Below are 20,184 nucleotides of genomic sequence, written 5' to 3' on the forward strand. Positions count from 1 at the left end.
ATTGCAGGGGCTGCAGGGACCGGTAAGCGCACCGCACCGGAAAATTCAAATTTTCCGGCCAATTTTCTTGCTCAAGAAAATTGCGCCGCCATCCGCCGCGCCGGCCTCACAGGGTGGCGGTCTGGTCTTCCAGGATCTTGCCCCAGGTGAAGATCTCATAGGACCGGAAAGCAGGCACATAAAACGGATCACCATGGATCAGATGCTCCACCTCGACACGGTCCTCGGCCTCGACGATCCACAGCGCACCGCAGAAATCGCCATCGGTGTCCGGCTTCAGCCCGCCGCCGATCCGCAGTTCCGGGTGATCCCGGACATAAGCCACATGAGCATCGCGCCGGGATTGGCTGGCGCGCACATCCATCATTGCCGGCGCATCACGGAACATCACCGCCCAGCGGGTCAGCGCCGGCGCGGTCTTGCGGGTTTCCCGGGGAGCGGTCATGACAGCATTCCCTGAATGGCCGTGGCCGTGCCCCATTCGGTGATCTTGTAGGTGCGCAAAGAGGCCACGTAATAAGGATCCTGCAGGATCAGCCGTTCCACATCCTGACGGGTCTCCGCCTCCACATTCCAGATCGCGCCTGGGAAATCCTGCATCGGCCGCATCGCCAGCGCGCCGCCGATCTGCAGCTCGGACCTGGACCGCACAAAGGCGATATGCGCCTCGCGCCGCTTCTTGTCGCCGCGCACCCGGTCCATTTCGGGCTTGTCCGTGAATGTGACGGTCCAGCGTGCCATGGCTTTCCCCCTTGCTGCTCCTTTCGCGGATAACGCCAACGCCCCGCGGCATCATAGGGCCAGATCATAGCACGGCTTACGGCCAATTCGGGAACCCGGCTAAGAGCATTCCGCACCCCGAACACACAACAGCAGGTCCGCGCCCGGCCACGGGCCGTTGCGAATGTGCCGTCCCGAGGCGGAGGCCGGGCACAGGCCGGACCTACGCCGGATGCCCCTCCGACTGCTTCGCACCGTCGCAAATCGCATACCAGCCCGGCTTCTCGCCCACGAACTCGTGGAAACTGTTAGTCACCTCCAGCGCCCCGTCCAGTGCATTTGCGGCGATCGGAAAACTGGCGTCCTGCGACAGGATCTCGCCCAGCGAGCTGCCGCAGATCCGGCAGAAGCAACGGCCGTATTTATAGGGTGGCGCAGGCTGATACAGCGTCACCTCCTCCTTGCCGGCAATCCAGCGCAGGTCTTCCTTCTTCACAAACACAATGGTGCTGGCCCCCGCCTTGCGGCAGCGCGAGCAATGGCAGGTACCCATCAGCGACGGCTGCGCCAGCAGCTCAAACTTCACCGCGCCGCAGCAACAGCTTCCCTCAATCATTCCAGCAATCCTTCCTATTATCCACTTGATAGGAACATTACGTGAACACATTCTGAAAAACAAGCCGCACTCACCCGTTGCGCAGCGACCATCCGCACCGCACGCCCGGCTTGCGCCGCCTTAACATGGCTATGCGAAAGTCACTCCCGCTGCAGTACATGGCGCGGGTCAGACAACCCGTGCGCACAGGACGCCAGCCCCCCAAGACCACCTCCGCAAAAGGTGCAGAGTCGTCTGATTGATGAAGCTATTGACCGGACACGTGGCGCGCTGGCGTTCCGGCCCTTCCCTCCGCCTGTCGTGGCTGCGCCGCCATCTCTACACTGCCCGTTTCACTGCACGCAGGAAAGGGCCGCCGCAAACAAGACAGACCCCAAGGAACACAAGGCGAAGCCGTCAGACTTCAACCTTCACCCCGATCAGCCGCTCATGCTGCTGCAGGGCGAAACGGTCGGTCATGCCGGCAATGTAATCCGACACAATCCGCGCCAGCGCGGTGCGTCCTTGTGCAGCTGCGATATCGGCGTGCCAGCGCTCCGGCATGTCCTGCGGATTGTCCAGAAAGTAGGGAAACAGCGCCTCCACCACCTTGGCGACCTTGGCGCGTTTCTCCATCACCGAAGGGGCGCGGTACATGCGGGTGAACAGGAAGGCGCGGATGTCTTTCAGCCCGGCCCAAATTTCCGGCGAGAACTGCACCAGCGGATAATCCAGCTCCCGCACCTCCTCGACACTCTGCACAGCAGACTCCGCCAGCAGTACCCGGGCAGTGCCGATCACATCACCGACCATGACCCCGAAGAAACGCCGCAGTGCCTCGTGCCGGCGGCGGTTCGGGTCCAGTCCCGGATACAGCCGGTCCACCGCGCCATACGCCTTGTCCAGCAGCGGCAGCCGGGCCAGATCATCGTCGCTGAACAGCCCGGCCCGCAGCGCATCGTGCAGATCGTGGTTGTTGTAGGCAATGTCATCCGCCAGCGCCGCCACCTGCGCCTCGGCGCTTGCGTGGGTGTGCAGTTCCAGATCCACCGCCGCGTTGCATTCCGCCAGCGCCCAGGGCAGCTCCCCCACCACCGGACCGTTGTGTTTCGCAATCGCTTCAAGGGTTTCCCAGGTGAGATTCAACCCGTCGAATTCGGCGTAATGGCGCTCCAGACAGGTCACAATGCGGATCGCCTGGGCATTATGATCAAACCCGCCATAGGGTGCCATCAGCCCGTGCAGCGCATCCTCGCCGGTGTGGCCGAACGGCGTGTGGCCTAAGTCATGCGCCAACGCCACCGCCTCGGTCAGCTCCTGGTTCAGCCCCAAGGCGCCGGCAATCGTCCGGCCCACCTGCCCCACTTCAATCGAATGGGTCAGGCGGGTGCGGTAATTGTCGCCCTCATGTTCGACAAACACCTGGGTCTTATGTTTCAACCTGCGGAACGCACTGGCGTGGATGATCCGGTCGCGGTCACGCTGATAGGGCGATCGGAAGGAACTTTCCTCCTCGGTCACCTGCCGCCCGCGGCTGCGGTCCGGCATCGTGGCATAAGGCGCATGCATCTTAAATCTTTTCTCCAGCAAATCTTGCCGCATGAATTGCACCTTCATATATAAAGCCTTGCGCTGCAACTAACGCTGTGGAGAAACCTGATGAACCTGCCCCCGAAAGTCACTGACCGCGCCTTTGCCCGGCTGGCCGAGATCGGCGCCGCGGACCAGGGCCAGGCGCTGCGCGTCGCGGTCGAAGGCGGCGGCTGCTCGGGCTTTCAGTACGAGATCGCACTGGACGAGGCGAAACCCGAAGATCTGGTGCTTGAGGGCCAGGGCGAAAAGGTCGTCGTCGACACGGTCTCCCTGCCGTTCCTGGAAAACGCAGTGATCGATTTCACCGAGGAACTGATCGGCGCCCGCTTCACCATCGAGAACCCCAACGCCACCTCCAGCTGCGGCTGCGGCACCTCGTTTTCGATGTGACCCGGCGTCCAGCCGGCATCGCGCATCATGATCCCGCTTTGCCGCCAGGCAAGGCAGCGCCCGCCCTCATCTCAAGGGGCGGGCGCTTCGCCCGTTTGCAGGGCGCAACGTCTCAGACGCAACCCCGACCCGGCGCTAGGGATCGGTCTGCAGCCGTCCCTGGCCGCGCAGCCTTGGCAAGGCCGGGGCAAACTGATCCCAGACCAGATACAGACCGGACGCAATCACAATGGCACCGCCGATATAGGTGGTGGCTGGCGGAAACTCCCCAAAGAAGACTGAACCGATAACCGCCATCCAGATGAACTGCAGGTTCATCAGCGGGGTCACCGCATAAGAAGCCATAAGCCGCAACGCCACCACCAGCAGCCAGCGCGCGCCGAACAACAAGAAGGCATAGGCCGCAGCCCACCCCACATCAGCAAGCGGCATCGGCACCCACACAAACGGCAGCACCAGCAGCATTGCGCCGCACAGCGTCAGGTTGGGATAGAACACCTGCGCCAGCGCGTTGCTTTCATAACGGCCGATAAACCGTGCCATGGTCATGGAAAACGTGCCGGAAAGCACCGCACCAAAGGCCACGAAATGGCCCCAGGATGCATGGGCGTCCGCGTTGCCATGCGGCAGCAGGAACAACACGCCGCAAAATCCCGCAGCCAGCGCAATCCAGGCCGCCGGGCGCACTGGCTCTTTCAATACTGCTCCGGACATTGCGCCGGCCAGCAGCGGCATCAGGCCGATAAAGACAAACACTTCGGCAAAAGGCAGCAGCCGGAAGGCATAGAAGAAACAGACCGCAGCGATCAGCGTTGCCACTGACCTGAGAGCCATCGCCCGCGGGCAGCGGGTGCGGAAGCCGCCGCGCTGCGCCGGCAGCCGGTCCGCCAGCAGGCAGAACCCCACCACCATCGCACCGGACAGCGCATAAAGCTGCGCCGCCGCATACTGGCCCGCCAGCAATTTTGTGATCCCGTCGGCCGAGGCGATCAACCCGGTATAGGCCACCACCAGCAGCGCACCGCCCAAGGCCTGATTGCGGGTGCCGCCCATCACGCAACCCCCGCGCTGCCCGCCCGGGCGAAACCTTCGAAAAATCCTGCGAACCTTGCACAGCTGCGCTCTGCCGCGGTGAGCAGCCCGTGCTCCTCCTCGCTCAGGGCAGCCTCGGCGCGCGCCTTCACTGCGCTCCAGCTGTTGCGCGCCATCCCGGCGTCGAAAACCGCTTCTGACAGGCTCCTCAAAATGCTCCCTCCCTGTTGCGCCGACACATGCATTCCTCCCATCGGGACCGCCTGCCGAAAGGCAGGACGCCCGGACATCAGCATGAGCCAGTTGACCACAAAATACTCGTGATACGCATCCTGATGTCCATAAAATTCTCCCTTAGCGAGCATATAGGCCGAAACCTGCCGGTCAAGCCACGCCTCCCAGGCCGCAGGCGGCTGCTGGCCGGCAAACCGCAGCGCGATGCAGATCTCTGCCAGCAGGTCGGCATTCTGATCCAAAAAGGCCACCAGACCGGCAAATTCCAGACTGGTGATCGCCGCCACCGGCAGGTCCGGATCGCGGCGGCCGTATTCAGAGAGATAGAAAACGATATGGGTCAGCTCGTAAGCTGCTTTCTTGTTGGGAATGGCAAAGGTCTGAGGGTTTGAGATGAAACCGCGCAGCCGGTCATCCAGCCCGTCATCACGCAGATCTATCCCGCGCCGCGCCAGCAGCCGCCGGGCCTCGGCGCGCTGCAAATCGGACAGCTCGGCCTGCGCCAGCCCCTGCTTTGACACCCAGTCTGCCAGTTGCGCCCCGGTCTGCCCCGGCAGACCCAGATCCTCCAGGTCCAGGCAGATCGACAGGATAAAGCGGTAATACTGCCGGAAAAAACTGATATGACGCGCCGCACCATCGTAAAATTGCTGCAAGGGCTGCAGGGCATCAGCGGCAACATCCGCCCCGGTGCATTCCAGAATATTCAGCAGCTCGGCGTTCTCTTTGAGCCAGAACACGTCCTCCTGGCTGCGCCGGTGCGTTGCGAAACCGGCAATCAGCGTCTCTTGCGCACAGGCCCGGGACTGGCGGGCGGCAGGAGAGAAAAACGGGATGATCTGGGCCATGGGAACCTCGTTCGGATAAATGCGGCGCGATACCGGCGGCCCCGGATACAGGGCCGCCAAAAGTCAGGGACCGGCAGCAAAACCGGCCCTGCCCGGATCAGCTGCCCGAGGAGAACAGCCGGGTGGCATCCCCCGCGCTGGTCCGTGCCGCCGTTGCGGGGGCAGAACCGGAAGAGAACAGATGCGTCCCCTCGCCCGCGCCCGTCCTGGCCGCGGCGGCCGGGGCTGAACCGGAGGAGAACATCTCTGTCAGATCACCTGCCGCGGTTTCATGTGCCGCCGCAGGGGCTGAACCGGAAGAATACATTTCTGTCAAATCCCCGGACGCAATCTCTGATTGATCCGCAGGTGCTGACCCTGAGGAAAACATTTGCACCAGATCACCTGCGGCGGCATCGCTTTGAGCAACAGGAGCGGAGCCGGAAGAGAACATCTCTACCAGGTCGCCAGCTGCGGTTTCGCTGCGGGCCGCAGGCGCTGAACCGCTGGAGAACAACCCGGTTTCCCCGCCAGCCCAGCTTTGCGCGGCCTGCGGCATGGACCCGGACGAAAACAACGAAACACCTTCACCCGCAGTCAGCTCCGCGGAACATTCAGGTGCTGAACCAGAGGAGAACATCTCTGTCCCGCCGCCCTCGAACAGGCTGGCGCCTGCGGTTTGACGGGCTGCATGGATGGTCTGGATTTTGTGCTGAGCAGTCATTTGGAACCCCATTCATTAAGGACAAAAGGCTCCACAACGCTGGCACGGACACCGCGCAGCGCAAATAGAAAATGCAATTTCACATTGTATTTTCTAGTGCGGATTACATTAACTTCAACTCGCTATTTTTTGTGCAATTTCAATTATTTCAATTCATCCACAGCTTATTCACCGCGTTATTCACACGTATATTATTGCAAAATAAATAAACTCAACCTGAGGGATACTTTTCACCTGTGCAAAACAGCCATGATTCGCCGTGCCGCAAGTGATTCCCGAATCGTGCTTCGGGCTTGCCCCGCGACGCTGATTCAGCGATAGATCGGCCTCGGATAAAGCAATCTGTGCCGGAGGCAAGCCATGAAAATCGCCACATTCAATATCAATGGCATCAAGGCCCGGGCGCAGGCGCTGCCGGACTGGCTGGATGAAGCCCAGCCCGACGTGGCGGTGCTGCAAGAGATCAAATCGGTCGACGAAGCGTTTCCGCGCGAAATGCTGGAAGAGCGCGGCTATAACGTCGAAACCCACGGCCAGAAAAGCTTTAACGGGGTGGCAATCCTGTCAAAGCTGCCGCTGGAGGATGTGCGCCGCGGCCTGCCCGGCGATGACAGCGACGAACAGGCCCGCTGGATCGAGGCCACGGTGGTCGGCAAGCAGGCGATCCGCATCTGCGGCCTGTACCTGCCCAATGGCAACCCGGTTGAACTGGAGCCGGACGGCAGCCCGGTGGCGGGCAGCAAATATGCCTATAAACTAGCCTGGATGGAACGGCTGAAGGCGCGCGCCGAAGCGTTGCTGGCGGAGGAGATGCCGGCACTGATGGCCGGTGACTACAACATCATCCCGCAGGCCGAGGATGCCAAGCGCCCCGAAGCCTGGCTGGAGGACGCGCTGCACCGGCCCGAAAGCCGTGCCGCGTTTCAGCGGATCGTCAACCTTGGCTTCACCGAAGCCTTCCGCGCCCGGCACCAGGGGCCAGGGCATTATTCCTTCTGGGATTACCAGGCTGGTGCGTGGAACCGCGACGACGGCATCCGCATCGACCATTTCCTGCTGACCCCGCAAGCCGCGGATCTGCTGCGCGATTGCCAGATCGACAAGGATGTGCGCGGCCGGGAAAAACCCTCGGACCACGTGCCGGTCTGGGTCGAGCTGGATATCTAGCGCTATCCGCGCCGCGCACCAGCGCGGCGCCCGGCCCAACACTTTCGGATTCATTTCAGATGAACCCGAAAAGGGGCGGGAGCCGCCCGCCGGCCCTGCTCAGGCGGTGACGTCGTGGCGGTAGATCCAGTCGAACTGGCTGACCATCTTGCCAGGTGCAAAGCGGCCGCCCAGCTTCAGCACCTGATGCGCAGGCCAGCTGAGCGGTGCGCGCAGATGGTATTTCCAGGCGTTTTTGCCGGCCGCCTGCACCACCTTTTCAGCCCGTTCGCGGCGGCGGGACTGGTAAACGGCCAAGCCGCGCGCGATATCCGGCGCTTCCTGCAGGGAGCGGGCCAGCACCCATGCATCCTCCAGCGCCAGATTGGCGCCCTGCGCCATGAAGGGCAGCGTCGGATGCGCCGCATCGCCCAAGATGGCGGTGTTTTCGCCATGCCAGCTGGCCGCTACCGGGTGGCGGAACAGACCCCACTGCAATACATCCTCCACCGCCTCCAGCAGCGCAGCGGCGGTGCCGCCGAAACCGGAAAAGGCGGCGCGCAGGTTGGCGGGATCATCCTTGAAATTCCAGCCCTCGTCGGCCCAGGCGCGGCGTTCCTGCACCGCAACCAGGTTCATCAGACTGCCATCGCGCAAGGGGTAAGCCACCAGATGCCGCCCCGGCCCCATGAACACCTGCGCCTCGGCGGGCAGGTCCAGATGGTTTGGCACAGTGGCGCGCCAGGCCACCTGGCCGGTGAAAAAAGGCGTTCGTTCGCCGTTCAGCGCCACGCGGGCTTTCGAGTGCAGCCCATCAGCGCCCACCACCAGATCACCGCCGCATTGCGCACCATTGCTGAGGTGGACGACAGGCTGCAGGCCCGGTTCGACCCGGTCCGCCCGTTGCAGCAGCCGCACCTGCACACCGTCGCGGCGGGCGGCACCGGCCAGAATGCCGACCAGGTCGGAGCGGTGCACAAAGTAGTACGGATGCCCCGCTGAATATTCATCAAGATCCAATCGCAGCACCTGATCGCCGCGCCGGTGGCCGCGCAGCACCACGGCACGGGCGCGCTGCGAGCACCAGGCCAGATCATCGGCCAGCCCCAGCGCCCTTAGCACAGCCACGCCGTTGGGAGTGATCTGCAGGCCCGCGCCCACTTCGGAGATCGCCTCGGCCTGCTCCAGCACAGTGACGGAGGCGCCAAAGCGGCGCAGCGCCAAGGCTGCGGTCAAGCCGCCGATCCCGGCGCCGATGACGGTTATTTTCAGGCCTTTGAGTTCCATGGGCTCCCGCAGATTCTCCGCTTGCACCCAATGAAACAAAAAACGCCGGAGCAAAAGGCCCCGGCGTCATGAATTCGCGCGTTTTCACTGCCAATGGCGGCGGTTAATCGTCGCGGTGGACTTTTTCGCGGCGCTCGTGGCGTTCCTGGGCCTCAAGGCTCATGGTTGCGATCGGACGTGCATCCAGACGTTTCAGCGAAATCGGATCGCCGGTCACTTCGCAGTAGCCGAATTCACCCTCGTCGATGCGGCGCAAGGCCGAGTCGATTTTGGCGACCAGCTTGCGCTGGCGGTCACGGGTGCGCAGTTCCAGCGCGCGGTCGGTCTCTTCGCTGGCACGGTCGGCAACATCCGGGATGTTGCGGGTGTTGTCCTGCAGCCCTTCGATGGTATCGCGGCTGTCGGACAGCAGATCCTGTTTCCATTCCAATAGTTTGCGTCGGAAATACTCAAGCTGCCGGTCGTTCATGAACGGCTCATCTTCAGCCGGTCGGTAGTCGTCCGGCAGAAACACTTCTTGCTTCATTTCGGCTCCTTCGGTCTGGCCCATAATGCTGGTCATAATTTGCACCTGAACATTTTGGCTCCCCCTCTGCCGCAGCGTTTATCCCCATCGGAAGGGAATGTCACTACACAATAGTGGCGCCGTTTGGTTAAAACCGTGATAACAACTTGGCGCCGTGGCACCGATCATGACTGGAACAGGAAAGATATGCAATTTCAGGGCACTAAAGAATATGTCGCAACAGATGATTTGAAAGTTGCGGTGAATGCGGCGGTGACGCTGGAGCGTCCGCTGCTGGTTAAGGGCGAGCCGGGCACGGGCAAGACCGAACTGGCAAAACAGGTTGCCAGCGCCCTGGGGCTGCGGATGATCGAGTGGAACGTGAAGTCCACCACCCGCGCCCAGCAAGGCCTGTATGAATATGACGCCGTCAGCCGGTTGCGCGACAGCCAGCTGGGTGATGCGCGCGTGAATGATGTGAAAAACTACATCAAGAAGGGCAAGCTGTGGGAAGCCTTTGAAGCGGGTGAGAAGGTCGTGCTGCTGATCGACGAGATCGACAAGGCCGACATAGAGTTCCCGAACGACCTGTTGCAGGAGCTCGACAAGATGGAGTTCCACGTCTACGAGACCGGCGAGATGGTCAAGGCAAAGCACCGGCCCGTCATGATCATCACCTCGAACAATGAAAAAGAACTGCCGGACGCCTTTTTGCGGCGCTGCTTCTTTCATTACATCCGCTTTCCGGATGCTGAAACGATGAAAAAGATCGTCGAGGTGCACCATCCCGGCATCAAGGACAGCCTGCTGACCGCCGCGCTGACCCAGTTCTACGAGATCCGCGAGACGCAAGGCCTGAAGAAGAAACCCTCGACCTCCGAGGTGATCGACTGGCTGAAGCTGCTGCTGGCCGAGGATCTGAGCCCTGAGGACATCGCCCGTGACGGCGCCGATGCGCTGCCGAAATTGCATGGGGCGCTGCTGAAAAACGAACAGGACGTGCATTTGTTCGAACGGCTGGCCTTTATGGCGCGCGGCCGCCGCTGAACGGCCTTGAGGCCGGAACAGGCAGGCGCATTGCCTGGCGGCTGCCTGTTTCGCTTCAAATTGCTGCCGCATTCCCCTATCAGAGGAAACAGAGCCGGGCAGCACAGCCCGGGCTGATAGGAGACGCCCCGAGTGCCCGCTGACGCTGCCCCGGTTTCACACATCTCTGTCCAACACCCGCCCCGCAGGCCTGCCGTCTTGCGCGTGCTTAGGGCGGCGGCAGCCGGGCTTGCTGTGGCTGCGCTGGCTGCCTGCGCGACCCCCGGCGGGCGGGCCGCAGCGCCGACCCGCGCCGCAGCCGCGCCGGTAGCGCTGCCGCCGGTCAAGGTGTTCACCGCCGGCCGCGCGCAGCCGCCGCAGCGCTCCAATGCCGATATCGCGCGGGATTTTCTGGATCTGCACTTCCGGCTGGAAGGCGGCAGCACCCTGCCCCAGTTCACCCGGTTCGAGACCCCGATCACCCTGCGGGTGACCGGCACGCCCGCACCGGGGTTCAACCGCGATCTAAGCGCGCTGCTGACCCGGCTGCAGACCGAGGCCGGGATCCCGGTCCGCCGGGTGTCCGGCGGCGAAGCCAGTATCACCATTCAGTCGGTTTCCCGCGCCGAGATCCGCCGGGCCTTGCCCAAGGCCGCCTGTTTTGTGGTCCCCAATGTCTCGTCGCTGCGTGAATACCGCCGCAACCGGCGCAGCCCGCGCACCAATTGGTCGCTGCTGCGCAACCGCGAGAAGCTGGCGGTGTTCATCCCCAATGACGTCAGCCCGCAGGAGGTGCGTGATTGCCTGCACGAGGAGCTGGCGCAAGCGCTTGGTCCGCTGAACGATCTCTACCGGCTGCCGGATTCCATTTTCAACGACGACAATATCCATGCGGTGCTGACCGGCTTTGACATGCTGATCCTGCGCGCAACCTATGCGCCCGAGCTGCGCACCGGCATGAGCCGGGCCGAGGTGGCCGCGCGGCTGCCTGCGGTGCTGGCGCGGCTGAACCCGCGCGGCGCGCGCACCGCGGCGCAGCGGATGCCGGAAACCCCGCGCGCCTGGTCAGCCGCCTATGAGCAGGCTTTGGGTCCGCAAGCCTCGCTGCGGGACCGGCTGCGCGCCGCCAACAGGGCCGCGGAGATTGCCCGCGACCTGGGCTGGCAGGACCACCGCCGGGCCTTGAGCCATTACACATTGGGCCGGATGCTGCATGTCCGCGAGCCCGAGCTGGCATTGCAGCATTTCCTGACTGCACAGACATATCTGCAAGGTCTGCCCGGCACCCGGATGCACCAGGCCAAACTGGCAGTGCAGCTGGCGGCCTATGAGATTGCCACCGGCAATGGGGGCGCCGCGCTGGCGCGGCTGACCCCTGCCGTGGCAGCCGCAGCCGAACATGAGAACGCCGCCCTGCTGTCGACCCTGCTGATGCTGCAGGCCGAAGCGCTGGAGTTGCAGGGCCGCGTGGTGGAGGCGCGCCGGGTCAGGCTGGACAGCCTGGGATGGGCACGCTACGGGTTCGGCCCGGATTGGGTGGTCGAGGCCCGGCTGGAAGAGATCGCCGCGCTGCGCCCCTCGGCCCCTTGATCCTGAGCGTACAGACTGGACCTGAAAGACTGATCTGAAAGACAGGAAACGGAAAACACCATGATTGTAATCGCCGGCTTGGTGCTGGGCGCCGTTATTGGCGCAACGAAGGCCCGCAAACGTGGCGGCAATACCCTGGACATGCTGCAATACGGGGCTGTCTATGCCATCGTATTTGGTATGATCGGGCTGCTGGCAACCATCCTGACCCACCGGGTGCTGGCGTAACTGCTCAGCAAAGGCGCCGCGATGTTCCAGCCCTTCTTTGAAAACCTGCGCAAGGCGGCCATTCCGGTGTCTTTGCGCGAATACCTGACCTTTCTCGAAGGCATGAAGGCGGGGCTGGCGACCTACGACATCGAGGCGTTCTACTTCCTCGCCCGTGCGGCAATGGTGAAGGACGAGCGCAACATCGACAAGTTCGACCGCGCCTTTGCCGCCACATTCAAAGGCCTGGAGGTGATCCCGGCCGAGGCCGTGATGGAGGCCGTGGACATTCCCGAAGACTGGCTGCGCAAGATGGCGGAAAAACATCTGAGCGCAGAGGAGAAAGCCGAAATCGAGGCGCTTGGCGGCTTTGAGAAATTGATGGAGACGCTGCAGGAGCGGCTGAAGGACCAACAGGGCCGCCATCAGGGCGGCAACAAGTGGATCGGCACCGCCGGCACGTCGCCCTTTGGCGCCTATGGCTATAACCCCGAGGGCGTGCGCATCGGCCAGAAGGAAAGCCGCCACCAGCGCGCGGTCAAGGTTTGGGACAAGCGCGAGTTCAAGAACCTGGACGGCGATGTGGAACTGGGCACCCGCAACATCAAGGTGGCCCTGAAACGGCTGCGCCGCTGGGTCCGCCAGGGCGCGCATGAGGAGCTGGATCTGGACCGCACCATCCGCTCCACCGCCGAGCATGGCTATCTGGATGTAAAGACCCGGCCCGAGCGGCACAATGCTGTGAAGGTCCTGCTGTTCCTGGACGTGGGCGGCTCAATGGATCCGCATATCAAGGTGGTGGAGGAGCTGTTCTCGGCGGCGCGGACCGAGTTCAAGCATCTGGAGTACTATTACTTTCACAATTGCCTGTATGAAGGCGTGTGGCGCGACAACCGGCGGCGCTGGGGCGAGAAGACCCCGACCCATGAGGTTCTGCGCACCTACGGGCCGGACTATAAATGCATCTTTGTGGGTGACGCCTCGATGAGCCCATATGAGATCGCCTATGCCGGCGGCGCCAATGAGCATTGGAACGAGGAAGCAGGCCAGGTCTGGCTGCAACGCGCGCGCGACGCCTGGGGGGCAAACCTGTGGATCAACCCGGTGCCGGAGAAATACTGGGACTACACCCATTCGATCGGCATGATCCGCGAGATTTTCGAAGGCGCCATGGTGCCGATGACGCTGGACGGGCTGGAACGCGGCATGCGCGAGCTGTCGCGCTAGGCTTTTCTTCCTGACAGCCGGCGGGACCAACCGGGCGCCGCAAGACTCAGCGGCCCTCCCGCGCCTGCAGATGCGCCGGCTGGCGCCAGCGCCCCTTGGCAGCCTTGGGCATGGCATCCTGCCTTGGCAGGATGCGCGCCGGACCTTTAGGTCCGGCGCCGGGCCCAACCGGGAGGCCGGCATTTCAGATGCAGGCCGGACGGGCGGGAGCCACGCTTTGCGACTCCGATTTGCGCTTTTCTGCTGCTAAACGCCCCAAAGCCCCCAGCCGCCCAAAGCCGCGACCGGCACGAACAGCCAGCCTTGCGGCAGCAGCCCATAGCCCGTGCGGCGCAGCGGCGGCACCACGATGCCGATCACCGCAGTCACCGCCGCCAGAGCTGTTCCCGCCAGCGCCATGTCAGCCGAGCCGCGGGCGCCGAGAAACAGGAACAGAGCCATCAGGCCCAGATAGCCGGTCACCAGATGCCAGCAGAACAAGGTGGTTTCGCGCACGGCATCCGGCAGCTGACGGTCCTGTGCCAGCGGTACCGCACATTCCCGGCCCCCGATGCAAGCGTGAACACCCATCCACAAGGCCGCCAGCGCTGACGCCGCAAGTAAAGTCCACTGCATCGCAATTCTCCAATTTCTTAATAAAATCAATACCGCCGGTCAAATGTGCAACCCGGCAGCCTATTCAAACCATGCCAAGCCGGAGGGCACCACTGGCAAATACGCCGCAGAGGCTGCGGCTGGTGCGGCGTTACTCCGGCACTGCTGATTGCGCCCCGCGGCGCTGTGCCGCCGCCGCTGGTTCCAGAGGGCGGCTGGGCAATGCCCCCGCCCCGGCCGCGCGGACAGCAATTCTTTTTTGCACAACCTGAAGCAGTCTGCCCGCGGAATTCCGCCGCTGAGAACCACATCCGGCGCATGTCCGCCGAAGCGGGCTTGCACCGGTTGAACGGGCCGCCCCGCAACCGCTATCCGTAAGGAAAAGAACAAGCGGCAATACAAAGGCCGCAATCCCCGAGCAGGAGCCTCGCGTGAGCGTGCCGCATCAAGACATCCCTCCCCGTGGCGGTGCCCCCGCCGCTGCCATAAAGCCGTTTCAGATCCGCGGACGGTATTTTACCGCCGTTGCGCTGCGCCCCGAGGACGGGCCGCTGGACAAGGCGTTTTATGCGGCCCTTGACGCGCAGCTGCGCTGGAGTCCGCATTTCTTTGACGGTGCGCCGCTGATCCTGGATCTGGCCCAGGCGCCGGGGCTGACCCGCCCGGCTGAGCTGCGGGCACTGACCGACAGCCTGCGCAGCCGCGGCCTGGCAGTGTTCGGGGTGCAAAACGCCTCGCCCTCGCAGGTGGCCGCTGCCGAAGACGCCGGGCTGATCACAATTGCCAGCGGCAAGGATGCGCCGCTGAACACCAAAGGTCCGGCCCGGCCCGGTACCCGGCGGGAATTGCCCAAGAAATTGCGTCCGCCGCAAAACCGGCTGATCACCCAGCCGGTGCGGTCCGGCCAGACGGTTGTGGCCGAAGGCGGCGATCTGGTGGTGGTCGGGCCGGTCAGTTCCGGCGCCGAGCTGATTGCGCGCGGCAGCATTCATGTCTATGGCCGCCTGCGGGGCCGCGCCATGGCTGGTGCCGAGGGTGACGAGGAGGCGCGGATCTTCTGCAACAGCCTGGACGCCGAGCTGCTGGCAGTGGCCGGGCTGTACCGGACAAGCGAAAATTTGGAACCGGAGCTGTTGAACCGCCCTGTGCAGGTGTTCCTGCAGGATGGACGGCTTTGTGTGGAGACCCTGGGATGAGCGCAGGGATAAGGAAGGCAGAACGATGAGCAAGGACCTGAAACTGGAAGAGCCGCTGGGCAAGGTGATCGTGGTCACCTCGGGCAAGGGCGGCGTTGGCAAGACCACCACATCCGCTGCCGTCGGCGCCGAGCTGGCGCGGCGCGGCCACAAGACGGTGGTGATCGATTTCGACGTGGGTTTGCGCAACCTGGACATGATCATGGGCTGTGAACGCCGGGTGGTGTTCGACTTTATCAATGTCATTCAGGGCGACGCCAAGCTGAAGCAGGCGCTGATCCGCGACCGGCGTCTGGAGACGCTGTCGGTGCTGCCGACCTCGCAGACCCGCGACAAGGATGCGCTGACCAAGGATGGCGTCCAGAAGGTGCTGGAAGAGCTGCGTCAGGAGTTCGACTATATCATCTGCGACAGCCCTGCGGGCATTGAACGCGGCGCCCAGATGGCGATGCATTTTGCCGATGAGGCGATTGTGGTGACCAACCCCGAAGTGTCCTCGGTGCGCGATAGCGACCGGGTGCTGGGCCTGTTGAACAGCATCACCGACCGGGCGGGCAAGGCCGGTGCGGAGCCAATCAAGGCGCATGTGCTGATTACCCGTCACGACAAGTCCCGCATCAGCAGCGGTGAAATGATGACGGTAGAGGATGTGCTGGAGGTTCTGGCAGAGCCGCTTTTGGGGATCATCCCTGAAAGCAAGGCAGTGCTGCGGGCCTCCAATCTCGGCGTTCCGGTGGTGCTGGATGACCCTTCTGCGGCGGCCACCGCCTATGAGGACGCGGTGGGCCGGCTGATCGGCGAGCAGATTGAGATGCGGATTGCCGCCGACCGGCGGCCCGGCCTGCTGCAGCGGCTGTTCGGACGGGCGGTGTAGGGCATGTTCGGTTTTTCCCTCCGCCCCCGCAAAGCCTCGGCCAGCACTGCCAAGGAACGGCTGCAGATCCTGCTGGCGCATGAACGCAGCAGCAGCGGCGGTGTCCGCCCCGACTGCCTGCCGCAATTGCAGCGCGAGATCCTGGAAGTGATCCGCCGCCATATGCAGATCGGCGACGAAGCGATCGACATCCGCATGGAACGCGGCGATGAGCTGTCGAGCCTGGAAATCAACATCGAGTTTCCCGGCAAGCTGGGCATGAACTGAACTGCCCGTCGGGGCAGTGCATGTCCCGGCAGTTTTATTAAATTCCGGCGCGAATTCCCCAACCCGCCCGCGCCGGGGTAAGGGCAGGTTAAGCCTGCCCGTGGTGTCATGGGCCTTCCGCATCTTTCGCGCAGAAGGCCCATGACTATCTTAAATCAGAATTCGCACCTCGCCGGTGCCGCCCCCCAGGAAACCTTGCGGCTGGGGGAGCTTCTTGGCGCGCTCAGCCATGCGCTGGACATGACCGAAGGCCAGCCCAAGGGGCATTGCCTGCGCTGCTGCTGGATCGGCATGCAGGTGGCAGCAGAGCTGAGGATGGCGCCGCAGGCGCGCTCCGACCTCTATTTCACTTTGCTGATGAAGGATCTGGGCTGCAGTTCCAATGCCGCCCGCATCTGCCAGCTGTACAAGACCGACGACCTGTCCTTTAAGCGCGATTTCAAAACGGTGAACGGCCTGCGCCAGGGGCTGGGTTTTCTATGGCGCAACACGGCCGGCGGCGCCGCGGCCTGGACCCGGCTGAAAACCCTGAAACAGGTGCTGGCAAGGAACAGCAGCATAGCCGCAGAGATGATCGACACCCGCTGCAACCGGGGCGCGGCAATTGCCCGGCAGATGCGGTTTTCCGAAGCTGTGGCCGAAGGCATCGCCGGCCTGGATGAGCATTGGGACGGCGGCGGCCTGCCGCTGGGCCTGGCGGGCGATGCAATCCCGCTGTTTTCGCGCATTGCGCTGATGGCGCAGGTGGTGGATGTCTTTGCAGCCGAGCGGGGAATCGAGGGTGCCGCGGCAGAGCTGGAGCGGCGTGCGGGCACATGGTTCGATCCGGATCTGGTGCCGGTCTTCACCTCGGTGATCCGCCGTCCGCGCTTTCTGCCGGATCTGTGGGATCCCGGGCTGGAAGCAGAAGTGCTTGCCACCCCGCAGGCCCGGCACATTCATCCGGTGGATGAGGATTACCTGGATGAAATCAGCGAGGCGTTTTCATTGGTGATCGACGCCAAAAGCCCCTTTACCCACGGCCATTCGCGGCGGGTTGCGCGCTATACCGGCATGATCTGCGATCAGCTGGGCTACTCCCCGGAACGGCGGCGCTGGTTGGTGCGGGGTGCGCTGCTGCACGACATTGGCAAGCTGGGTATCCCCAATACTATTCTGGACAAGCCGGGCAAGATGACCGAGGCGGAAATTGCCAGGATGAAGCAGCATCCGGTGCTGGGTCATCAGGTGCTGAGCCGGATTTTCGCCTTCCGCGAGCTGGCGGATGTGGGCGCGGCGCATCACGAGCGGCTGGATGGAAAAGGCTACCCTTACGGTCTGGACGCCGGCCGGCTGAGCCAGGAGATGCGGATTTTGGCGGTGGCCGATATCTTTGACGCGCTGACCGCGGACCGGCCCTATCGCGCTGCGCTGCCGCTGGATGAGGCTTATGCAATCATGGACAAACTGTCGGGGCCTGGAATTGATCCGGACTGCTATGCAGCACTGCAGGACGCGGTCACTGCCAGCGGCTGGCCGTCGGGTCAGGACAGGCTGCCGCAGGAAAGCGGATGGGCGGCAGCGGATCATGCAGAAACCGCTTGAGCCTGGCAGGGTCAGCCCCCATATCTGAAGCATGCTGCGCCTTCTGCCCATTCTGCTGGCCGTCGCTTACGGCCTTGTGATGTACCGGATTTCGATCTGGCGCACCCACCGTGAGCTGGACCAGCGCTCAACCGAGCTGGCGGATGCGCGGCTGAAAGGGCTGACCGACCGGCTGGCGGCGGCGCTGGAGATTGCCCGTATTCCGGTGCATATCTATGAGGTCGATCCGGTCAACGGGCTGGCGGCGCCGGACGGGCGGATCTTTATCACCCGCGGGTTTTACCGCAAATACCAGAACGGCGAGGTCAGCGCCGAGGAAATGGCATCGGTAATTGCCCATGAGCTGGGCCATGTGGCGCTGGGGCATGCGAAGAAACGGATGATAGATTTCTCCGGCCAGAACGCGCTTCGCACGGCGCTGATGATGATCCTGGGCCGCTACATTCCCTTTATCGGGCCTTGGATAGCCGGGGTGCTGACCGGTTTGATCGCAGCGCGGCTGTCGCGCGGCGATGAGTATGAGGCAGATGAATATGCCGCCGCATTGCTGACCAAGGCGGGCATTGGCCTGGCGCCGCAGAAAAGCCTGTTCACCAAACTGGAAGAGCTGACCCAGGCGCGCGCGGGCATGGCGCCGGCCTGGCTGATGAGCCATCCGAAAACCGAAGAACGCATCGCCGCGCTGGAGCGGCTGGAAGCGAAATGGGCCAAGGGCTGAGCTGGCTGAGGGCATGAGGGGCCTGCCCCTCATACTCCCCGGAGTATTTGCAGAAAGATGAAGATACCGTCAGCCGGCCAAGGCTTTGGCCAGCCTTGGAAGCCGGGCCTTCTTCAGCAACGGGCGGATCTCCCAGCTGCCGCCGGAGAGGCGGTTGGCCTCGGCCAGGACTTGGCTGCCCAAGGCCTCCATGCCTGCGCTGTCCTGCAGCCAGAAGCGATAGAGGAGTTCGTCAGCGCCGATACGCTCCAGGCCTTCCTCGGCCAGGGTGTGACGGGGGAAGTCCTTGTTGTTGAGGGTAACAATTGCGTCGGCGTGGCCGGTGATGGCGGCGGCCAGCACATGGATGTCGGCGCTGTCGGGCAGCCACAAGCGGGCTTCAACGCCCGGAGCTGCCGGCACTTCGGCCTTGGGCCAGCTGGCGCGGGCCAGCGCGGTCTCGGCCTTGGCCTGCGCCGCGCCTTCGGGGCCGAGTTTCAGCGCCGCGCGCTCCCATTCGCCCAGGATGCGCGCAGACCAGAGCGGGGTGAAATGCCCCAGCCTGGCCGCGCCCAGCAGCATCTCCCGCATCACCGTCGGGTAAAGCACGCAAGTGTCCAGGAGCAGCTTCATCCCCGTCAGTCCAGCCGGAAGAACACGGCCTTAAGGTAGCCGCTTTCCGCCAGCTGCGGCAGCTGCGGGTGGTCGGGGCCGGCATAGCCGGTGTGGATCAGCGTGCCGCGGCGGCCGGATCTGCCGATGCCGCGGGCCGAGGCGTTGCGGAATTTGGCGAGATCCGCCGCGTGCGAGCAGGAGCAAAGCCCAAGGTAGCCGCCGGGTTTCACCAGCGGGGCGGCCAGTTTGGCAATGCGTTCATAGGCCCGCAAGCCCGCCTCCAGCGCCTGTTTCGAGGGTGCAAAGGCGGGCGGGTCGCAGATAACCACGTCGAAGTTTTCGCCTTCCTTCTGCAGCGCGTCCAGCACGTCGAACGCATCGCCCTGGCGGGCGGTGAACCTGTCCTTGCGGCCGCTGGCTTCGGCGCCCCGGGCCGCCAGCTCAAGTGCGGCGGCAGAGCCGTCAACGCAGGTGGCGTGCGCGGCCCCCCCTGCCAGCATCGCCAGGCCAAAGCCGCCAACGTGGGAGAACACATCCAGCACCGTGGCGCCCTGTCCGGTGAGGCGGGCGGCAAAGGCGTGGTTTTCACGCTGATCGAAGAACAGCCCGGTTTTCTGACCGCCGGTCAGGTCGGCCATATAAGTGGCGCCGTTCATCTGCACCGGCACAGGTGCGGCGGGCGTTTCGCCCAGCAGGGTCTGGTTCTGATCGTCCAACCCTTCCAGAGTGCGGGTGCGGCCAGCGGCGTTTTTCAGGATCACGTCTGCACCGGTCACATCCGCCAGCGCCGCGGTGAGCATGTCCAGATGCATTTCGGCCCAGGCGGCGTTGGGCTGGACCACGCAAGCGGCGCCGAACCGGTCGATGACCACGCCGGGCAACCCGTCGGATTCGGCATGGACCAGCCGGTAGAAGGGCGCGTCATACAAGCGTTCGCGCATCTCCAGCGCGCGGGACAGGCGGGCAGCGAACCAGGCCTGATCAATCACCGCTTCCGGATCCCGGTCGAGCATCCGGGCGATGATCTTGCTGTCCGGGTTCACCGAGACCAGCCCCAGCGAGCGCTGCGCCTCATCCTCCAGCACCGCCAGGGTGCCGGGCGCCAGATTGCGGGTGCGGCGGTCGGTCACCAGTTCGTTGGCATAAACCCAGGGAAACCCGTGCCGGATGGCGCGGGCGTTGGATTTGGGTTTCATTTTCACGCGGGGGCGCTGATGCGCATCTGAGGAGGCTGTCATGGGGTCCTCATAGCCT

Annotated in this window: 23 protein-coding genes; 11 read left to right on the top strand and 12 right to left on the bottom strand. The window is 63.7% G+C overall.

Annotation, left to right across the window (positions count from 1 at the left end; all coding sequences use genetic code 11):
• Window positions 1-106 precede the first annotated feature (106 nt).
• The 4 genes from L1069_RS02615 to L1069_RS02630 all read right to left on the bottom strand — a co-directional run bounded on the left by L1069_RS02615 (window position 107) and on the right by L1069_RS02630 (window position 2,917).
• Window positions 107-445, bottom strand: a complete 339-nt coding sequence (locus tag L1069_RS02615) for a YciI family protein (protein ID WP_129371217.1) — start codon at window positions 443-445, stop codon at window positions 107-109.
• A complete protein-coding gene (locus L1069_RS02620) occupies window positions 442-741 on the bottom strand; it encodes a hypothetical protein (RefSeq protein ID WP_237454686.1) in 300 nt (99 codons plus the stop codon). Before L1069_RS02620 ends, L1069_RS02615 begins: the two co-directional genes overlap by 4 nt.
• A 202-nt stretch (window positions 742-943) precedes the next feature.
• Window positions 944-1,336, bottom strand: a complete 393-nt coding sequence (locus L1069_RS02625; protein ID WP_237454687.1) for a GFA family protein — start codon at window positions 1,334-1,336, stop codon at window positions 944-946.
• 396 nt (window positions 1,337-1,732) lie between these two features.
• Window positions 1,733-2,917, bottom strand: a complete 1,185-nt coding sequence (locus L1069_RS02630; protein WP_275423045.1) for a deoxyguanosinetriphosphate triphosphohydrolase — start codon at window positions 2,915-2,917, stop codon at window positions 1,733-1,735.
• 57 nt (window positions 2,918-2,974) lie between these two features.
• On the opposite strand from L1069_RS02630, the gene L1069_RS02635 reads away from it, so the two are divergent.
• The gene (locus tag L1069_RS02635) at window positions 2,975-3,298 is read left to right on the top strand and encodes an iron-sulfur cluster assembly accessory protein (RefSeq protein ID WP_134830090.1); all 324 of its coding nucleotides are present in this window, start codon (window positions 2,975-2,977) and stop codon (window positions 3,296-3,298) included.
• Window positions 3,299-3,433: 135 nt separating this feature from the next.
• On the opposite strand, the gene L1069_RS02640 is transcribed toward L1069_RS02635, so the two are convergent.
• The 3 genes from L1069_RS02640 to L1069_RS02650 all read right to left on the bottom strand — a co-directional run bounded on the left by L1069_RS02640 (window position 3,434) and on the right by L1069_RS02650 (window position 6,115).
• Window positions 3,434-4,351 (bottom strand): DMT family transporter, encoded by a 918-nt coding sequence (locus tag L1069_RS02640; protein ID WP_237454688.1) that lies wholly within the window; start codon window positions 4,349-4,351, stop codon window positions 3,434-3,436.
• Window positions 4,351-5,412 carry a hypothetical protein gene (locus L1069_RS02645; RefSeq protein ID WP_237454689.1) on the bottom strand — a complete coding sequence of 354 codons (1,062 nt, stop codon included), beginning with the start codon at window positions 5,410-5,412 and terminating at the stop codon, window positions 4,351-4,353. Before L1069_RS02645 ends, L1069_RS02640 begins: the two co-directional genes overlap by 1 nt.
• Before the next feature lie 97 nt (window positions 5,413-5,509).
• Window positions 5,510-6,115, bottom strand: a complete 606-nt coding sequence (locus L1069_RS02650) for a DUF6749 family protein (protein WP_237454690.1) — start codon at window positions 6,113-6,115, stop codon at window positions 5,510-5,512.
• 360 nt (window positions 6,116-6,475) lie between these two features.
• Here L1069_RS02650 and xth point away from each other — a divergent pair, with 360 nt between their 5' ends.
• On the top strand, window positions 6,476-7,282 hold the full coding sequence (xth, locus tag L1069_RS02655) for an exodeoxyribonuclease III (protein ID WP_237454691.1): 807 nt from the start codon (window positions 6,476-6,478) through the stop codon (window positions 7,280-7,282).
• A 99-nt stretch (window positions 7,283-7,381) separates the two neighbouring features.
• Here xth and L1069_RS02660 read toward each other — a convergent pair whose 3' ends face one another.
• Together L1069_RS02660 and dksA are read right to left on the bottom strand one after the other, a co-directional pair.
• Window positions 7,382-8,548, bottom strand: a complete 1,167-nt coding sequence (locus L1069_RS02660) for an FAD-dependent monooxygenase (RefSeq protein ID WP_237454692.1) — start codon at window positions 8,546-8,548, stop codon at window positions 7,382-7,384.
• 103 nt (window positions 8,549-8,651) lie between these two features.
• On the bottom strand, window positions 8,652-9,074 hold the full coding sequence (dksA, locus tag L1069_RS02665) for an RNA polymerase-binding protein DksA (RefSeq protein ID WP_129372917.1): 423 nt from the start codon (window positions 9,072-9,074) through the stop codon (window positions 8,652-8,654).
• Window positions 9,075-9,260: 186 nt separating this feature from the next.
• Between dksA and L1069_RS02670 the strand changes: the two genes are divergently transcribed.
• The 4 genes from L1069_RS02670 to L1069_RS02685 all read left to right on the top strand — a co-directional run bounded on the left by L1069_RS02670 (window position 9,261) and on the right by L1069_RS02685 (window position 13,103).
• The gene (locus L1069_RS02670) at window positions 9,261-10,100 is read left to right on the top strand and encodes a MoxR family ATPase (protein ID WP_129371227.1); all 840 of its coding nucleotides are present in this window, start codon (window positions 9,261-9,263) and stop codon (window positions 10,098-10,100) included.
• Between the two features lie 198 nt (window positions 10,101-10,298).
• Window positions 10,299-11,669 carry a DUF2927 domain-containing protein gene (locus tag L1069_RS02675; protein ID WP_237454693.1) on the top strand — a complete coding sequence of 457 codons (1,371 nt, stop codon included), beginning with the start codon at window positions 10,299-10,301 and terminating at the stop codon, window positions 11,667-11,669.
• Window positions 11,670-11,729: 60 nt separating this feature from the next.
• Complete coding sequence (locus L1069_RS02680; protein WP_129371228.1) at window positions 11,730-11,897, top strand: hypothetical protein; 168 nt, start codon at window positions 11,730-11,732, stop codon at window positions 11,895-11,897.
• 21 nt (window positions 11,898-11,918) lie between these two features.
• Window positions 11,919-13,103, top strand: coding sequence for a VWA domain-containing protein (locus tag L1069_RS02685; RefSeq protein ID WP_237454694.1), 1,185 nt, complete (start codon window positions 11,919-11,921; stop codon window positions 13,101-13,103).
• Window positions 13,104-13,349: 246 nt separating this feature from the next.
• Here L1069_RS02685 and L1069_RS02690 read toward each other — a convergent pair whose 3' ends face one another.
• Window positions 13,350-13,718 carry a hypothetical protein gene (locus L1069_RS02690; protein WP_237454695.1) on the bottom strand — a complete coding sequence of 123 codons (369 nt, stop codon included), beginning with the start codon at window positions 13,716-13,718 and terminating at the stop codon, window positions 13,350-13,352.
• 410 nt (window positions 13,719-14,128) lie between these two features.
• Here L1069_RS02690 and minC point away from each other — a divergent pair, with 410 nt between their 5' ends.
• From minC to L1069_RS02715, 5 genes are all read left to right on the top strand, one after another.
• On the top strand, window positions 14,129-14,893 hold the full coding sequence (minC, locus tag L1069_RS02695; RefSeq protein WP_237454696.1) for a septum site-determining protein MinC: 765 nt from the start codon (window positions 14,129-14,131) through the stop codon (window positions 14,891-14,893).
• 55 nt (window positions 14,894-14,948) lie between these two features.
• Window positions 14,949-15,767 carry a septum site-determining protein MinD gene (gene minD, locus L1069_RS02700; protein WP_343328036.1) on the top strand — a complete coding sequence of 273 codons (819 nt, stop codon included), beginning with the start codon at window positions 14,949-14,951 and terminating at the stop codon, window positions 15,765-15,767.
• 3 nt (window positions 15,768-15,770) lie between these two features.
• Complete coding sequence (gene minE, locus L1069_RS02705) at window positions 15,771-16,034, top strand: cell division topological specificity factor MinE (protein ID WP_129371233.1); 264 nt, start codon at window positions 15,771-15,773, stop codon at window positions 16,032-16,034.
• Between the two features lie 141 nt (window positions 16,035-16,175).
• On the top strand, window positions 16,176-17,618 hold the full coding sequence (locus tag L1069_RS02710) for an HD domain-containing protein (RefSeq protein WP_237454698.1): 1,443 nt from the start codon (window positions 16,176-16,178) through the stop codon (window positions 17,616-17,618).
• A gap of 31 nt (window positions 17,619-17,649) precedes the next feature.
• The gene (locus L1069_RS02715; RefSeq protein WP_134830098.1) at window positions 17,650-18,336 is read left to right on the top strand and encodes a M48 family metallopeptidase; all 687 of its coding nucleotides are present in this window, start codon (window positions 17,650-17,652) and stop codon (window positions 18,334-18,336) included.
• A gap of 69 nt (window positions 18,337-18,405) precedes the next feature.
• On the opposite strand, the gene L1069_RS02720 is transcribed toward L1069_RS02715, so the two are convergent.
• Window positions 18,406-18,948 (bottom strand): PIN domain-containing protein, encoded by a 543-nt coding sequence (locus L1069_RS02720; protein WP_237454699.1) that lies wholly within the window; start codon window positions 18,946-18,948, stop codon window positions 18,406-18,408.
• A 5-nt stretch (window positions 18,949-18,953) separates the two neighbouring features.
• Complete coding sequence (locus L1069_RS02725; RefSeq protein WP_237454700.1) at window positions 18,954-20,168, bottom strand: class I SAM-dependent rRNA methyltransferase; 1,215 nt, start codon at window positions 20,166-20,168, stop codon at window positions 18,954-18,956.
• Window positions 20,169-20,184: the final 16 nt, after the last annotated feature.

This window comes from Leisingera sp. MMG026 (genome assembly GCF_021654205.1).
Classification (GTDB): Bacteria; Pseudomonadota; Alphaproteobacteria; order Rhodobacterales; family Rhodobacteraceae; genus Leisingera.